Here is a 16378-nt window from a genome sequence, read left to right as displayed (position 1 = left end):
TCACTCTGCCGGCTGCATGGCCGCCGTTTGCAGCTCTGCAGCAGATTGGCGCGCCAGACTCAGGCTCAGTCCTGCGCCTACGGCCAGACAGGCAGCGATGCACAGTATGGCGACGGTGAAGGCGTGGGTGATGGCCGCCGCGTCCGTGTCCTTGCCCAGAAGCGTGTAAAAAATTCCACCGATGATCGCCACGCTCAGTGCCGTGCTGATTTGCAGGGTGGAACTGGTGATGCCCGCAATCATGCCGGAATACGCCGGTGCCACGCGTCCAGTGATCATGCGCATCAATGTCGGAAGGGCCAGTCCTTGTCCGAAGCCGATCAGAAAGAGAATCACGGCAAGGGACAGCGCAGAGGGCGTGACGGCCGTCGGTGTGTGCGCCACGAGCCAGGCCAATAGCACGAACCCCAGCACTTCGAGTGCCATTCCGAAGGGATTCACATAAGACCCCAGCAAACGCCGGAATAGATGGGTGGCGAGCGGCCCCAGCAAGAAACCAGCGCCGAATGGCAGAAAGACCAGACCTGCACTGAGCGGGCTCGTATGCAGCGCTCCCTGTAAATAGATGGAAAACAGCAGGAAGAACACGCCGATCGCGTAAAAAGTCAGCGCCACCAGCAATGCCCGGCCCAGCCCGGGCGCACGCAGTGCAGCAGGGTTCAGCAACGGCGCGCCTTGCGCTTGATACAAGCGGGCTTCGTAGCGCCAGAACAGCCAGGCCAGCAGTGGCACCGCCGCCAGCGACAGCCAGGCCCACCACGGCCAGCCCGCTTCACGTCCCTCGATCAGTGGAACGATCAGCGCCGCAAGCGTCACCATCGACAACAGCGTTCCACCCAGATCCAGCTTGCTGGTCTGGGGTGCGCGGGTTTCCTTGACCACGGGGATGGCGATCAGAATGACCAGCAACGCAATCGGTAGATTTACCAGAAATATCGACCGCCAGCCCAGGTTCATCAGGTTGAGCGAGATCAGAATCCCGCCAAGTGCCTGGCCGACTACCGACGCCAAACCAAACACCGCACCGTACAGGCTCAACGCCAAGGGTTTTTCCGACTCAGGGAATATCGCCTGCACTGAAGCGAGTGCCTGCGGCGCCATGACAGCGGCCGTCACGCCTTGCAGCGAGCGTCCGGCGATCAACACCCAGGGTGACTCGGCGACACCGCAGATCAGTGAGGCGACGGCAAAGCCAATCAGGCCAACGAAGAACATTCTCATGCGGCCAAAGATGTCGCCAAGCCTTCCGCCGGTGATCAGTGTCACGGCATACAGCGCCGCGTAAGAAGAGATGATCAACTGTTCGGCAGAGGAGGCCGTGCCCAGCGATTGCTGAATCGAAGGCAGCGCTACGTTCACGATGAAGAAATCCAGCGGCGGCAAGAATGCACCGACCAACAGGATGGCGAACATCAGCCAGCGCCGCTGTTCCGGAAGGGCTACTATTTTCTCAGGCATAAGGTCTCCTTTCTGAAACCCTTCGGCTCCAGAATATTTTCGATTGCGAGTCATGCTTTGAATAAGCTGACTTCAATCTAAACGATCAAACCCTGGCTGACGCCTCACATAAATGAACGGCCAATGTTCATTTATGGCAGTGCCGCTGCGCCCCTGCCTCCTCGCAAAATGGCCGCACTGTGGTTGCAGTCGAGCCACACAACCGAAATCGAGGAGTCAGTTATGTCAGGTAAATTCGCTGATCAGGTCGCAGTCGTCACCGGCGCGTCCACCGGGATCGGATTTGCGATTGCACAGGGTTTGATTGCCGAGGGCGCCAGGCGCGTTTACATCACCGGGCGTTCTGCAGCCACGCTGGAGGCTGCGGTGGCCAAGCTTGGCGACAGGGCGGTCGCGGTCATTTCCGATGTCGCGCGCCAGGTTGATCTGGACGAGCTCAAGGCAACGATCGAGGCGCACGACGATCAACTGGACTCAGTGTTTGCCAATGCGGGTATTTGTGAAAAGAACCCGCTGGGCGAGACCACCGAGGCCGCCTATTTCAACATGTTCGACATCAACGTAAAGGGAGTCTTTTTTACTGTACAGACGTTGATGCCATTGTTGAAAAATGGCGCTTCGATCGTACTGACGGCCTCTATCTGTTCCAGCAATGGCATGGAAGGACTGAGCCTCTACAACGCCTCCAAAGCCGCGGTACGTTCCTTTGCCAGGACGTGGGCCAACGAACTCAAAGGTCGCAAGATCAGAGCGAATGTCCTGAGCCCTGGCTTCACCCGCACACCGCTGATGGATAACGGCTTGAAGATGAGCGAAAGCGACGTCGCCGCGCTGCGTCAGCACGTCGAGCAGATCACGCCATTGGGGTACATGGCCGAGCCTGAAGAAATCGCCTCGTCGGCGCTGTTTCTTGCGTCGGCCGATGCGAAATATGTCAACGGTGTGGAGTTGATGGTCGACGGCGGCCTGTCGCAGATCTGACCACGTGCTCAACCGTAGCGCAGCCCTCGCGCAGGGCTGCCTTCCTCGCTTATGCGCAGCCCCTGCAGGAACCTCATCATGAACAATGAACAACTGACAGCCCGACTGGACGCCCTGGAAAGTCGCGCCGCCATCGAGTCGCTGATCAGCGCCTACGCCAATGCTTTCGACCGCATCGACGCCTCGCTTCTTAGCTCAATCTGGCACGAAGAGTCGACACTGGATCTACCGGGTTTTGGCCAGGCTGGAAACCGTGACGAAATCCTGGCGATGGCGCAAAACAGCTGGCGCCAGATGCCCCATATGCACCACTGGATGGCCAACCCGCTGATTGAAATCGAGGGTGACAGCGCAGTGGGCACGGTAGCTGCGGATTGCCTGTTTCATGACATTGAAAAAGGCCCGGTGCAAGTTAGCGGTCTTTACCACGACAGGTTTGAACGTCGGGACGGAAAGTGGGCGTTCCTGTCACGTCGTTTTGAACTGCACTTCCTGACGCCGTTAAAAGATTGGGTACCCGCAGCGGGCGAAGAACAGTTTGCAGCGGTCGAGCAACTCAAGGGAACGACAGCGAAAAACGAATAGTCCCGGCCCTTGGCTGTTCGACACCCACGTGGCCGCCATGCAGTTGCATGATGGCCACGACAATGGCGAGGCCAAGCCCGTAGGAGTCGGAATTCTGGTGCCGAGACGCATCGCCACGGTAAAAGCGGTCGAAGAGTTTGCCCAGGGTTTCGTCGCCCAGCACCGGCCCTTGGTTCTCAACTTCAATCCGGGCACCTCCGTGGGTTTCCAATACCCGTATCAGAATCTCGGTGCCCTCGTAAGCGTAGCGAACAGCGTTCGCCACCAGGTTGCTCAACGCTCTGCGCAGCAGCAAGGGGTCAGCGAGCACGATACCATCGCCCGTTATTTGGAAGCTCATTCGCCGCTCTTCAGCCAAGCCCTCAAAATACTCAGCGATGCGCTGTGATTCGTCATGCAGTGACAGTTGCTGGCGCTCCACTACGGCTTGCGCTTCATCGGCGCGCGCCAGAAACAGAATGCTTTCGACGATGCGCGAGATCCGTTCGAGTTCTTCAAGGTTCGAAGCGATCAGCGCTTGATATTCGTCCTCGCTACGGCGTTGGCGTAGGGCAACCTGACAATGTCCCATCAACGACCCGACCGGCGTGCGGATTTCATGGGCAAGGTCGGCGGAAAATTGCGTCAGTCGCTGATAACCCTGGGCAAGACGATCAAGCATCGCGTTATAGGCGTCACTCAGCTGTTGCAATTCAACCGGCGTATCGGCGCTGTCCATGCGGCTGTGCAGACGCTCAGGCGTTATGGCTGCGGCATGGGCGGCCATTTTGCGCAGCGGACGCAGCCCGCGACGCAATAACAGATAACCCAGCAACGCGGTTGCCAGAAAGGCAAGGGCCACGGCCAGGTAGATGCGCTCGCGATACGCTGCAAGCATCGCCATTTCCTTGCCCATAAGGTGGGCGGCCGTCAATCGGACTACACGGCCACCCGACGTCGTGACTACGGAGGCGGCGCGCAGCCTTGTTCCCGAGTCGGTCACGCCGCTGCGCAGATCACTGACGCTCAGCTTTGTGTCCTGGCCGATCACCGGCAGTTCAGGCAACGTGACGTTGAGTGGATTGACCTGGATGACCGGTGGCTGCCCCGGCTCTTCAATGATGAAGATGTCGTCTTCGCTGTCGAGCATGTTCTTGAAAATCTGCGGGCTGTCGCGCAGCTTTTCGATGGCGAGTTCGTAATGCAGGAGCTTGCGAAAATGCTCCAGACGGCCCATCACCGCGTGATCGCTGTAGATCAATACCGAGGCTTTCATCGTCTGATACAGATAGAAGCCCGCGCCGGCCACGGCCAGCATCGCGACCATGGCAAACGCCACGGTCGATCGTAGCGTCAGCGAGGGTTGGCGTCGGGACCGCATGGCCTCACCTCGCAGACATAGCCGATACCGCGAATGGTATGGATCAGCTTGATCGGGTAGGGCTGGTCGACCTTGTTGCGCAGGCGCTTGACAGCGACGTCCACCACGTTGGTATCGCTGTCGAAATTCATGTCCCAGACTTCCGAAGCGATTTGTGTCCTGGACAACACATCGCCGGCTCGACGCAGAAACAGATGGAGCAGGGCGAACTCCTTGTTGGTCAGCACGATCACCTGTTGTTGGCGGGTCACGCGGCGCCGGACCAGATCCAGTTCGAGATCGGCAAGGTGGAAATGGTCGGCTTCGCGCACGACACCGCGGCGCAGAATAGTGCGGATGCGCAACAGCAGTTCGGTAAACGAAAAAGGTTTGATCAGGTAATCATCGGCGCCCAGTTCCAGACCGCGAATGCGGTCTTGCAACTGGTCGCGCGCGGTGAGGAACAGCACGGGGACATCTTGTCTGGCGCGCAACAGCTCGATGATCTGAAACCCGTCAATCCCGGGCAACATCACGTCCAGCACGATCAGGTCATAGGTCGTATGCAAGGCCATGTGCAGGCCGTCGGCACCATGCTGGGTCCAGTCGACGTTGTAACCGGACTCACCGAGCCCCTTTTTCAGGTACTCACCTGTTTTGGTGTCATCTTCGATCAGCAGGATATGCATCGTCAGGCGCGCTCGGGTTTCTTCATGACGGGATTCAGTCCGCGACATCGGTATCTCGGCTGTGCAGTGTAACGGGATGAGCGGGCGCAGTCGGTTACATTTCTGTCATTCATGGTCAGGGTTGGCGAATGACAAAAATGTCATTCGGCGGTCATCGTGACGTCCCGGTCTGCGGTCGAGGATGGCGACACATCAACCCATGAGGAATCGTCGCCATGCAACTCAAAAACGCCCTGTCTACCACGTTCGGTTTGGTGATGCTCAGCGCTGCCGTCATTGCCACCGCCGCCGACATGCCGGTCATCAAACCACTGCGCGGTACGGTGGAAAGCGTCAGCAACAACACGCTGACCTTCACTGTCCGCTCTGGCGCGCAGCAGACGATCGGACTGACTGACAAGACCGGTATCAGCCGGGTATCGAAGGCCAATATCGACTCGATCAAATCCGACAGCTTCATCGGCTCGGCGGCCATCCCGCAGGCCAACGGAACCTTGAAGGCGCTTGAGGTCACGGTATTCGACGCCAGGCTCAAGGGCAGCGGCGAAGGTCATTACGGTTGGCAGAACGCAGACGGCAGCACTGGCACCATGACCAACGGCACCGTTGGCAAACTGTCTAAAACCGACGGCCGCACGTTGACCGTCAACTACCAGGGCGGCGAGAAGCAGATCGTCGTACCGGATGATGTGCCCATCGCCTATGTCGAGCCCGGCAAGGCCGATGAACTGGTCAAAGGCACCAAAATTGTCGTGTTCCCCGCTGCAGATGGCACCGCACGCGGCATTGCAGTCGGCAAGGATGGCTTCCAGCCACCGATGTAATCATCTGAGAAAGCTTGAGCGTTGCCGTCTGGCAACGCTCCGCTACACGGAAGGCTTGCAAGGGGAAACACGTGAGACAGAAAAAGCTGCATCCCTGGCCGGTTCGCCTCACCCACTGGCTCAACGCTGCCTGCATGGTCTGCATGTTCATGAGCGGCTGGGCCATTTACAACGCCTCGCCACTGTTCGGCTTCAGATTTGCGGCGGCGCTGACCGTGGGCGGTTGGCTGGGCGGGGCACTTGCCTGGCATTTTGCGTTCATGTGGCTGCTGCTGATCAACGGTGCGATCTATGTGCTGTACGGGTTCGTCAGTCGCCATTTCAAACGTGAGCTGCTGCCCATCGGCATTGCCGCATTGAAGCATGATCTGACCGATGCCTTGCGCTTTCGGCTGGTGCATGAAAAGGGTGTCTATAACGCAGTACAGCGCCTGATGTACTGGATCGTGCTGGCGGCAGGTGTACTGATCGTGATCTCGGGTGTAGCGATCTGGAAACCGGTTCAACTTCAAGAGCTGGTCGCGTTACTGGGCGGCTATGACGTTGCTCGTTACGTACATTTTGCGGCCATGGCGATGATTGCAGCGTTTGTGGTGATTCACCTGGTCTTGGTGATTCTGGTACCAAAAACCCTGGTGCCAATGATCACGGGTGGAGTGCGGACGCCTGATAACGAGAAAAATGGGTCATGACTGAATTTACAAAAACAACGCGTCAGCGCGTCAGGCTTGAACCTGCGCAACAGCTTGAACTGGAAAACATTCAGCGCCGGCATTTTCTTCGGGCCGGCCTGACGGTGGGCGCGATGTCGATGCTGACCGGTTGCAACCTGCAGGACGGCGATCAGGTCGACAAAGTGCTTTGGGCCATGTCGCGTTGGAACGACCGGGTCCAGGCGTGGCTGTTCAGTGGACGGAAACTGGCGCCGACCTTCGCCCGCGCGCAGATCACCAAGCCGTTTCCGTTCAACGCTTTCTATGGTCAGGACGATATCCCTGAAGTAGACCTGACCAGTTACTCGCTCGCCGTCTCCGGCCGGATCAGGGACAAGGCGCCGTGGACACTCGAAAGCTTGCGCAAGCTGCCGCAACGCAGCGATATCACTCGGCTGATCTGTGTTGAGGGCTGGAGCGCGATCGGGCAATGGGGAGGTGTACCGCTGAAAACCTTCCTGGAACACATCGGCGCCGACACCACAGCGAAATTTGTCGGTTTCAAATGTGCCGATCGTTACTACTCCAGTCTGGACATGCCGACTGCGTTGCACCCGCAGACGCTGTTGGCACTGGATTACGCTGACGTGGCGCTGCCGCCCGAGTACGGCTATCCGCTGAGGGTTCGGGTCCCCACCAAACTGGGCTTCAAAAACCCCAAGCATGTTGTCGAGATTTTCGTCAGCAACGACAACCCGGGCGGGTATTGGGAAGACCAGGGCTACAACTGGTTCAGCGGGATCTGATGAAGCAAAGAACGGAACTGTCACGCTAGGAACACTGGCGAGATTCATGACACCAAGCGTGATATGAGGTATGCCGATGACCAGTATTTCTGCAGTACCGCCAGCACCATCCGTCTTGCCGACATCAGAACCCAGGATGCGGGCAACGAGTGATGGAGCAGATTTCCAATCTCTCTTGCAGGCTCAGTCCAGGCCACCTTTACAACAGTCGGATAAAGCTCGCACTCGGATGCTCTTTGATAATCTTGCCGCATGTACCTTCAATGGCGAAAAAAGAGCTATCTGCTCTGAGGTTATCGGCACAGGGGGACTGAATGCGTTCGCCATTGCAGTGGCTCTCTCGCCGCTAACCGTCACCTGGGTACCGACCGAGATTGTTCGAGCGCCACTGCGTTCGCCTGGAATACGGACTTTTCGCCGTCGCAATCCCTCTTCAGCCGAGAGCTCATTCCTCAACCGGTCAAATTCGGAGGATAGGGGTTACGATTAGACGGGTCTCGAAAGCTTGCTCGCCGTAGGCCAGAATTATTAAGGGAGAAGCAGATACCGCCAATTCTCACCTGTGGCGTTGAATGGTCTTTCGTTCGCCTGAAGTAGAAAGCCCGATGGCTTCTCTACCGTGGCGAAGGTGGTGTTATGAGGCAGCGTCGACATACAGCCTATTTTTCCACCCCGCTGTCATCCCCCGCTTATTCTGAGCATCAGAGAGTTATAGCCCGCGATCAGGGCTACTTTTGGCCGAAGGTAGTCGATCGTGAACGGCCGCTTTCGGCCAAAAGCCGCCGCTAGCTCAGTGGGCCCGGCAATTGTTGCTCGCGCCCCTTCAAGATATCGAGCGCCTAGTTCTGAAAAGCGCTGATCAGGCTAGACTCATCCAACTTGACAAAGTGCTTCCAATAGAACTCGATCCCCATCATCCATCTCATTCCCCATCGCCAGGACTTATTCATGCCCCTGCCTTTTCACAAGATGCACGCCAATGGCGATGACTTCGTCATTGTTGACGCTCGCAAGATGGCCAATCCGGTGACCAGTGCGCTCGCTCTTCGAATGGGTGATCGCAACCGGGGCATCGGGTTTAATCAACTGGCGGTGGTGCTTGATTGCGACGATGCCGATGCGCGACTGGAATTCTGGAATGCCGACGGCTCCACGCTGGATGTCTGTGGCAGCGCAACCCGGGGTGCCGCAGATCGATTGATGCGCGAGTCGGACACGACTTCGATAGGGCTGCGAACCAGCCGCGGTCTTTTGACTTGCGAACGAATGTCCACTGGTGTCATTTCCGTCAGCATGGGAGAACCACGTTTTGGTTGGTTGGACATCCCCCTGACTCGCGAGTTGACTACGGCTGCTCTGCCACTGGCGGGTAACCCAGCCGCTTGCAACATGGGAAATCCGCACTGCACTTACTTTGTGGAAGATCTGGCGGCGGTCGATGTGGCGACAATCGGGCCCGCCATAGAAACCGATCCCCTGTTTCCCCTCCGGACGAACGTGCACTTCGTACAGATCATCGACCGAACGCGCATTCGCCTGCGTATTTGGGAGCGCTGGGGTGGTATTCCGCTGGGTTCTGGTTCCTGCTGCTGTGGTGCCGTGGTCAATGGAATACGCCGTGGCCTGCTGGACCACTCCGTTGAAGTGGAATGTGATGGCGGAACCGTCACGGTTGAATGGGATGGTGTGGGACCGGTTGTTCTCATTGGGCCGGTAGAGTCGGTTTTCTCGGGAATCATCACCGACACTCAGCTACAGGTTGTGTAGCTGTACGTATCGAGCAGTTCAATTCATGGGCGATTGAAGGCGTTGGTGACGGGCAGGTTTTGGCCGATAGCGGCCCTTGAAGACTGACAGGTGGAATTCCTGCCTATGTTCAATGGGCCCCTACACCTAGCCCAGGCGTGGGCACCCTTTCTTGCCACCTCTGAAACCGGGCCCTTGTAAGCTGGGTACACCGATCCTTTCTGCCTAGCTAGATGGGGCGACAGTTACCAGTGATAGATTCATGTCGATCTGTAGCCTATCTACCACGTCCGGTCCGTCGTCCTTGGTCCACGCTCCGTACTGCTGACTGATCATCTTTCCATGAGTATGGCTCAACTGATCTGAGATCCAGTCGACCGGCGCACGGTGACGGCCAGGCCTCTCTACAGCCCGGTTTCTTTCCGCAATTTATTTTGAGGTACTGATTTTGCTGTCATGGAACGGATAAGAAATGTGTGCGATGCGGAAAAATCATGTCCCTAAGCGGATGATTTAAAAGAAAAAAATTACGGACTTAAAATCCCCCGCTCGTAAGGGCGTGCCGGTTCGATTCCGGCTTCGGGCACCATAAATATCAAGGGCTTGCATGACATATGTCATGCAAGCCCTTATTTATTGTGCAATGGAAATGTTTCCACGCTCCTGACTGGCCATTCCGTCACCGTCTGGTGTTTGGAAATCCACTCCTTTCTTCAGCGTCGACTGCATCCATCAGCGAGTAAGCGTTTCCGGCGCCACCACCCACACACTACAAGGCATTTTGTACAACAGATGCTCGACCGTACTGCCAACCAGTCGGGCGATTCCTCGATGGGTGACGCGGCCCATTACGATCACATCGATGTCGAAAGCATCGGCATAGCTGGAAAGCACCTTGGCGGGATCGCCCACAATCATGTGCTGGTTCTCTGCCGGAATGTTGTTACGTTCAGCCAACGCCTGGAAGGCTTCGCCTTGGGCCTCGAACAGTTTTTTGGCTGCGCTGGAAGAAAAGACCGCGGACGCGTTATTGAAGCCGAACTCGGCAGCGCTGATCGATGACAGGTCATGGGCATAGATCACGTCCAGGCTGCCATTGCAGACACTGGCCAGTCTTGCTGCTTCGCGCAGGATGCGATCGTTGAGGCCCTGGTATTGGCCATCACGATGGAAGGGGTCGACCGCCGCGACGATTCGGCGTGGCAGAGCGTGTTGAACCTGGCTGACAAAATGCAGCGGCACCGGGCATTCGCGCAACAGGTGGATGTCCAGCGGGGTGAACATCAGTCGCGACAGAACTGATTCGTGCTCCAGAGCCTTTATAAGGACAGCCATCGGCTGTTCCTTCAAATGAATGAGGATTTCCTTCAAAGGATTGTCCACCCAGACGACCTCGGTGGTGACGGTCACCCCGATCTTGCGCAGCGGCCGGGCCTGGTCTTCGAGCCATTGATGATGGCGTTCGACATAGCCCAGACGCATCTGCTCCAGGGCTTGCTCGTTGACCATTCCTGCGGTCGCCAGGCCCTCCAGATAATCAAACGCGACAATATGCAGTGCGGCATCCGACGCTTTGGCCAGTGCGGCGGCGCGGTCGAACGCCGGACTGTTTTTCATCAGCGGCGACACGACCAGCATGAAACGCGATTGCTCAGACATGACAGTACTCCCGAGGGTAGTCACCCAGGCATTGCGCTGCATGCCTGGAAACAGTGAGTAGTGGGGCATGCGCTTATCCTGGAGCGAGCCAGCAGGGCGGGGTTGATATTTATCAACCAGACATCACCGCGTAGTCGTGAGCGGATGTACGGTCGAGCGAGACCACTGATCCGCGGATAGTTGACCATTATCAACTACGACCCTGCCGCCGCGGCTCAAGCTCTGCTCTGCACTCACCTGTCGGCGGAGGGAAAGCCATCATGGCCACCATGAAAGCCGCAATATTCGTTGAAAAAAACCGCATCGTGCTCGATGACAAGCCGATTCCCGAGGTCGGGCCGCTGGATGCGTTGATCCGCGTGACCACCACCACCATTTGCGGCACCGACGTGCATATCCTGCGCGGCGAATACCCAGTGGCGAGAGGACTGACCATCGGCCACGAACCGGTCGGCATCATTGAGCGATTGGGCTCGCAAGTACTCGGTTTTGTCGAAGGGCAGCGGGTGATCGCCGGGGCCATCACCCCCAGCGGGCACAGTTACGCGTGCCTGTGTGGCTGCGGCTCGCAGGACGGCCCCGACACTCGGCACGGCTTCAAGGCCATTGGCGGCTGGAAGTTTGGCAACACGATCGACGGTTGCCAGGCCGAGTACGTGTTGGTGCCGGATGCACAGGCCAACCTGTGCCCGATCCCCGATGAGTTGAGCGATGAACAGGTGCTGATGTGCCCGGACATCATGTCCACTGGGTTCTCGGGGGCGGAGCGCGGCGAGATCGCCATCGGCGACGCTGTCGCGGTATTTGCATTGGGCCCGATCGGCCTCTGCGCCGTGGCCGGAGCACGGCTGAAGGGCGCCACGACGATTATCGGTGTCGACGCGGTGCCCGAACGCATGGCCATGGCGCGGCAGCTGGGTGCAACCCATACCGTCAATTTCAAGGACGGCAATGTGGTGGAGCAGATCATGGCGTTGACCGATGGCCGTGGCGTGGATGTGTCCATTGAAGCGCTGGGCACCCAGGGCACGTTCGAGTCGGCATTGCGGGTGCTGCGCCCGGGCGGGCGCTTGTCCAGCCTCGGGGTGTATTCCAGCGATCTGCACATCCCGCTCGGCGCGTTTGCCGCCGGATTGGGCGATTACAGCATCGTTTCCACCCTGTGCCCGGGCGGCAAGGAACGCATGCGTCGACTGATGGCCGTGGTGCAGAGCGGCGCCGTCGATCTGTCACCGCTGGTGACTCACCGTTTCAGACTGGACGACATCGAGCAGGCGTATGAGTTGTTCGCTCATCAACGCGACGGAGTCATGAAAGTCGCAATCACTCCATGAAAGCACCTTGGCGTGCCGCTGAAACCGGGGTTTCCATGAACATCAAGATCACTGAAAAACACGCTCCCCACGGCTGGGTCGTGCACATGGATGACTGGGATGTGGGCTTCAGGAGCCTCAAGGCTGCGCAGGAATTTGTCGAGGTGCTTGAGGCCCGTATCAACGCCCCTCACGAGTGGCCGAATGCGTTTGCCCAGCCGTTGCCAGCAAGGCCGGCAACGGCTCGCCGCATCAGCGCAAGCGTTGAATGCTCGCCATAAGCCGAGCAGGGTGCGCAAACCCTGCGGGACGCTACCCATGAATGAGGTTTTTGATCTGTCCGGCGCCGCTGCGGCGTTGGGGATCGGCATGCTCATTGGTCTTGAGCGTGAACGGCACAAGGGTACTGGCGATGCGCGACACTGCGCCGGCTTGCGCACGTTCGCCATTACCGCGCTGCTGGGATATGTCGCGCTACAAGTCGGCGGTGGCCTGCTGCTGGGGATCATCGCTGTCTGTGTCACGTTGCTGACCAGCGTCGCGTACTGGCGCAGTCAGAGCGACGATCCCGGGGTGACCAGCGAGGTGGCGTTGATCGCGGTGCTGGTCCTGGGCGCGTTGTGCGCAACCGCGCCGGCGCTGGCCATTGCCCTTGGCGTGGTGATCGCGGGCCTTCTGGCGTATCGCCAGGCGCTGCATCACTTTGCCAACAGCCAGTTGTCCGAAACGGAAATGCGTGATGGCCTGATCCTGCTGATCGCAGCGCTGGTGATACTGCCTTTGGCACCGGACCGATATATCGGCCCGTACGCCGCGATCAATCTGCGCACGATTTGTACCGTGACGGTGTTGCTGATGCTGGTCGGCGCGTTCGGCCACATTGCCGTGCGCGCCCTGGGCTCGCGCTATGGCTACGTCATCAGCGCGATTGCATCCGGCTTCGCCTCCAGTACCGTAACAATCGCGACCATGGGCCAACGCCTTGCCCTTGAGCCGGACAACATCCGCATCCTCAGCGCGGCGGCGATTTTTTCCAATCTCCCGACGGTGATACAGATCGGCCTGATCCTGACGATGGTTGATGCGGATCTGCTGAAGAGTTTATGGGCGCCACTGCTTTTCGGCTTGATCGCTACGTTGTTGTACGGCGCCTGCCTGATGTTCCCCGACCCCACGCGAGGGAGCCGCAGCAAGCCGGTCGACACGGCAGGGGCGTTCAATCTGAAACTCGCGGTCATCGTGACACTGACCCTTACCGGCATCACATTCATCTCATCGGCCATGCTCAGCCACTTTGGTCAGGCAGGCTTGTGGCTGACCGCAATGCTTTCGGGCTTTGCCGATGCGCACTCTGCCACAGCGTCCATCGCCAGCCTGGCCAAGGCGGGCCAGGTGCCTTATGACTCGATAGCGGTGCCAGCGCTGATTGCCGTCAGCAGTAACTCGGTGAGCAAATGCGTGGTGGCGTGGGTCAGCGGCGGCAGGCGTTTCGCTGCCTGCGTGATCCCGGGCCAGGTATTGCTGACCTTGGCCATGTGGGCGGGCAATGTACTGTTTTGAGCGCAATCGGTGCTCTTGCTGACAAAGATCAATCTGCCAGTGGCCACAGCATTCACCTTGAAGACTGTTTCTCCTGGCTGGCCGCATGCCGAGGTATCCCATGTCACAGACTCCGCGTTTACTGTTGATCGCTCCTTCAGTCATGGAGCGCACGCCGGCGTTCGAGCGCGCGGCTGCCCTGGCCCAGGCCATGCAATTGCCGTTGCACATCGTGGCCTTCGACTACATGCAGGCGCTGGCCGTGGCAGGGCTGTTTGCCCCCGAGCAGATCCGCCTCGCCCGCGATGGTTATCTGCGCACTCACCGGCAGTGGCTCGCAGAGCAGGCTTCATTGCTGGCGAGGCATCAGATCATGGTCACCAGCGAAGTGATGTGGGTCCAGGATCCCTTCGCCGAGATCCTGCAGTTCATCAACGAAATGCCGTTGCTATTGATCATCAAGGATGTGCAGCACGAGTCCGTGCTGGAGCGTATTTTCTACACCCCGCTGGACTGGCAATTGTTGCGCGATTGCCCGGTGCCGGTGCATCTGGTGACCGACGACACCCATCCGCGCCCACGCCGTGTGCTGGCCATCGTCGATGTCTTGCGCAGCGAAGAGCAGGACTGCGTATTCAACGATCAGATCATCGATGCCGCCGCCCAACTCGCCGCGCAGTGCGAAGCAGTCTTGATGTGGTGCATGTTTACGACTGGACAGCGGTTTACGCCACGGACCTGGGGTTCGGCGCATTGCCGCTGGCCACCGGGATTCATGAAGCGCTGGGCACTGCGCAGCATGAGGCATTTACGGCCTTGGCCGAGCGCCACGGCGTGCCGGTCCCATGCCGGCACTTCATCGAGGGCCCACCGGTGCGCAGTATCTGCGAGTTCGCCATCAACAAGCAGATCGACGTCATTGTCATGGGCACAGTGCAGCACCACGGCTTGAGCAAGTTGTTAGGCACCACCGCCGAACAGCTGCTGCATCGGGCACCTTGCAGTGTGCTGGCGATCAAGCCGCAACCCACACCGCAATCCTGAGACACGATCGCCCCGAGGTGAATCGTTGGCCGACTCACCTCGGGGCGATTCATTTACAGGTCAAGACGATGAATGACCTGGCGTGCGTCGTCCGGATCATTGTGGGTTTCGAAGCCCAGGCTTTTGGCCAGATCGCGCATCGCCGCGTTACTGGCGGCATCGACCGAGTACATCTGGCGAAATCCGTTGTGGCGGGCCGCCTTGATCAAGTGTTCCATCAGCAACGTGCCCAAGCCCAAGTGCTGCCATTCATCGGCGACCGTCACCGCGCATTCGCATTGATGGGCGCCTGTGCCGGCATAGCGGCTGATGCCGATTTCGATCAACTTGCCGTTCTCGTGAACCAGTGCAATGAAGGCGGTGCGCTGTTTGTTATCGGTGTCCATCAACTGGTCGAGCAGAGCGGTGCCGGGTTCGCTGATCTGGGCGAGAAAACGCATGTGCCTGGATTCGGGCGACAGGCGCTTGATGAAGTCGTATTCGCGCAGGCGATCCTTTTCCGTGAGCGGCCGGATCAATACATGGCGGCCGTCCTTGAGCGCCTCAATCCAGTATTGACCGGAAACCGCTGCAAAAGCGGCCACGGCCTGATCGTTGTGGTCTTTGACGGTGAGCATGGTCATTCTCCATCCGGTTCGAAAGGCTGGCGGACGGTGAAAAAGCGTCCGCTTGCCTTCCTTCTACGCGGTTGCCCATGGCGACATCTGATCTACATCAGACGCCTCTTTCATTGACCCGGGCTTGATGTAAATCAACGCCGGGCAAGGGCGAGCGGGCGCAGTCTTGAAGCCTGCCGGCCCACAGCGCCGGTGCCGAGCGGAGGTGTGTGATGGGCCAATATGAACGTCTGTTGCTGGTCGCTGACCAGACGCTGCATCAATCGGCGGCGATGCTGCGTGCGATCGCGCTGGCCAAGGCGAGCGGGGCGGCGCTGGATGTGCGCGCCTTTGTCTCGCCGCTGCCGATCACCCATCTGTGGGAGGAAAAAATCGATGACGTGGATGCTCAGCGCTATCAGCGGCGCTACCGTCGCTGGGTGGCCGATGAGCTCGAGCAGCTCAGCAACCAGGGGCTGGACGGCACGGTTGATGTGGTCTTCTCCAGCCATCCGCTGCTGGACATCCTGAAGACCGTCCATGTGCTCAAGCCCGACCTGTTGATTAAGGACGTGCGACTGGAACCGGCGCTCAAGCGCGTGTTCATCACGCCTCTCGATTGCCACCTGCTGCGTGAGTGTCCGATCCCGGTGCATCTGGTCAATCAGATTCGCTATGCGTTGCCGCATCGTGTCGTGGCAGCCGTGGACCCGTTCGATCCGGATACCCAAATCAGTGGCTTGAACGACGTGATCATACGGTCGGCGAACGCTTTGGCGTTGCAATGCGACGTGCCGTTGCACCTGCTCTGCGCCTACGATTTTTCCGCTGCCTTCAACGGCGATGCACCAATGGTCAACGGTGGCTGGAACGAAGATTTGGCGAACGAACTGCGTCAGACACTGCATCAGGCTTTTGTCGCCCTTGCCGATCGCCACGGTGTGCCCCCTGAGCGTCGACACTTCGTCATGGGCCAGCCAGTGCAGGTCATCAATGAGTTCGTCGAGCAGTACCTGGCCGACGTGGTGGTGATGGGCACGGTTCATCGAGTGGGCATCGAACGCGTGATCGGCAGCACCACCGAGCGCGCCTTGTATTCGGTGCCGGGGAGCATTCTGGCAGTCAAACCAATGGTCGCGGGATGAG

The 16378-nt window shown here is 58.8% G+C and carries 15 protein-coding genes and 1 pseudogene; 11 read left to right on the top strand and 5 right to left on the bottom strand.

Annotated features, from left to right (window positions below; genetic code table 11):
- Complete coding sequence (locus V8J63_RS03710) at positions 1 to 1413, bottom strand: MFS transporter (protein ID WP_336463601.1); 1413 nt, start codon at positions 1411 to 1413, stop codon at positions 1 to 3.
- Between the two features lie 267 nt (positions 1414 to 1680).
- Between V8J63_RS03710 and V8J63_RS03705 the strand changes: the two genes are divergently transcribed.
- The gene (locus V8J63_RS03705; RefSeq protein ID WP_064361704.1) at positions 1681 to 2439 is read left to right on the top strand and encodes an SDR family oxidoreductase; all 759 of its coding nucleotides are present in this window, start codon (positions 1681 to 1683) and stop codon (positions 2437 to 2439) included.
- Positions 2440 to 2517: 78 nt separating this feature from the next.
- On the top strand, positions 2518 to 3024 hold the full coding sequence (locus tag V8J63_RS03700; RefSeq protein ID WP_116254814.1) for a nuclear transport factor 2 family protein: 507 nt from the start codon (positions 2518 to 2520) through the stop codon (positions 3022 to 3024).
- Here V8J63_RS03700 and V8J63_RS03695 read toward each other — a convergent pair.
- Positions 2996 to 4384, bottom strand: a complete 1389-nt coding sequence (locus V8J63_RS03695) for a heavy metal sensor histidine kinase (protein ID WP_116254813.1) — start codon at positions 4382 to 4384, stop codon at positions 2996 to 2998. The genes V8J63_RS03700 and V8J63_RS03695 overlap by 29 nt on opposite strands.
- The gene (locus tag V8J63_RS03690; protein ID WP_039760267.1) at positions 4357 to 5052 is read right to left on the bottom strand and encodes a heavy metal response regulator transcription factor; all 696 of its coding nucleotides are present in this window, start codon (positions 5050 to 5052) and stop codon (positions 4357 to 4359) included. The genes V8J63_RS03695 and V8J63_RS03690 overlap by 28 nt, the downstream gene beginning before the upstream one ends.
- A gap of 215 nt (positions 5053 to 5267) precedes the next feature.
- Between V8J63_RS03690 and V8J63_RS03685 the strand changes: the two genes are divergently transcribed.
- The 4 genes from V8J63_RS03685 (at position 5268) to dapF (ending at position 9102) form a co-directional block, all read left to right on the top strand.
- Positions 5268 to 5876, top strand: a complete 609-nt coding sequence (locus V8J63_RS03685; protein ID WP_042609816.1) for a hypothetical protein — start codon at positions 5268 to 5270, stop codon at positions 5874 to 5876.
- Positions 5877 to 5947: 71 nt separating this feature from the next.
- The gene (locus V8J63_RS03680; RefSeq protein WP_116254812.1) at positions 5948 to 6568 is read left to right on the top strand and encodes a cytochrome b/b6 domain-containing protein; all 621 of its coding nucleotides are present in this window, start codon (positions 5948 to 5950) and stop codon (positions 6566 to 6568) included.
- Positions 6565 to 7335 carry a molybdopterin-dependent oxidoreductase gene (locus tag V8J63_RS03675; protein WP_177413079.1) on the top strand — a complete coding sequence of 257 codons (771 nt, stop codon included), beginning with the start codon at positions 6565 to 6567 and terminating at the stop codon, positions 7333 to 7335. Before V8J63_RS03680 ends, V8J63_RS03675 begins: the two co-directional genes overlap by 4 nt.
- Positions 7336 to 8283: 948 nt before the next feature.
- Positions 8284 to 9102: a diaminopimelate epimerase gene (gene dapF / locus V8J63_RS03670; protein ID WP_336463600.1), complete on the top strand. Its 819-nt coding sequence runs from the start codon at positions 8284 to 8286 to the stop codon at positions 9100 to 9102.
- A gap of 711 nt (positions 9103 to 9813) precedes the next feature.
- Here dapF and V8J63_RS03665 read toward each other — a convergent pair.
- On the bottom strand, positions 9814 to 10740 hold the full coding sequence (locus V8J63_RS03665; protein ID WP_336463713.1) for a universal stress protein: 927 nt from the start codon (positions 10738 to 10740) through the stop codon (positions 9814 to 9816).
- A gap of 260 nt (positions 10741 to 11000) precedes the next feature.
- On the opposite strand from V8J63_RS03665, the gene V8J63_RS03660 reads away from it, so the two are divergent.
- The 4 genes and pseudogenes from V8J63_RS03660 to V8J63_RS03645 all read left to right on the top strand — a co-directional run bounded on the left by V8J63_RS03660 (position 11001) and on the right by V8J63_RS03645 (position 14636).
- Entirely contained in the window at positions 11001 to 12074 is a 1074-nt protein-coding gene (locus V8J63_RS03660; RefSeq protein WP_160769026.1) for an NAD(P)-dependent alcohol dehydrogenase, read from the top strand.
- Complete coding sequence (locus V8J63_RS03655) at positions 12071 to 12334, top strand: hypothetical protein (RefSeq protein ID WP_336463599.1); 264 nt, start codon at positions 12071 to 12073, stop codon at positions 12332 to 12334. Before V8J63_RS03660 ends, V8J63_RS03655 begins: the two co-directional genes overlap by 4 nt.
- Positions 12335 to 12371: 37 nt before the next feature.
- Complete coding sequence (locus V8J63_RS03650) at positions 12372 to 13613, top strand: MgtC/SapB family protein (RefSeq protein ID WP_336463598.1); 1242 nt, start codon at positions 12372 to 12374, stop codon at positions 13611 to 13613.
- Between the two features lie 100 nt (positions 13614 to 13713).
- A pseudogene (locus tag V8J63_RS03645) lies at positions 13714 to 14636 on the top strand (universal stress protein).
- Positions 14637 to 14689: 53 nt separating this feature from the next.
- On the opposite strand, the gene V8J63_RS03640 reads toward V8J63_RS03645, so the two are convergent.
- Entirely contained in the window at positions 14690 to 15253 is a 564-nt protein-coding gene (locus tag V8J63_RS03640; RefSeq protein ID WP_130926578.1) for a GNAT family N-acetyltransferase, read from the bottom strand.
- A gap of 212 nt (positions 15254 to 15465) precedes the next feature.
- Here V8J63_RS03640 and V8J63_RS03635 point away from each other — a divergent pair, with 212 nt between their 5' ends.
- Positions 15466 to 16377, top strand: coding sequence for a universal stress protein (locus V8J63_RS03635; RefSeq protein WP_336463597.1), 912 nt, complete (start codon positions 15466 to 15468; stop codon positions 16375 to 16377).
- The last annotated feature ends 1 nt before the right edge of the window (position 16378 follow it).

Origin of the sequence: Pseudomonas sp. CCNWLW23, from assembly GCF_037095675.1 — a bacterium.
GTDB lineage: Bacteria > Pseudomonadota > Gammaproteobacteria > Pseudomonadales > Pseudomonadaceae > Aquipseudomonas > Aquipseudomonas atacamensis.
Note: the sequence above shows the minus strand (reverse complement) of the source record. Positions and strands in the feature narration are given on the sequence as shown.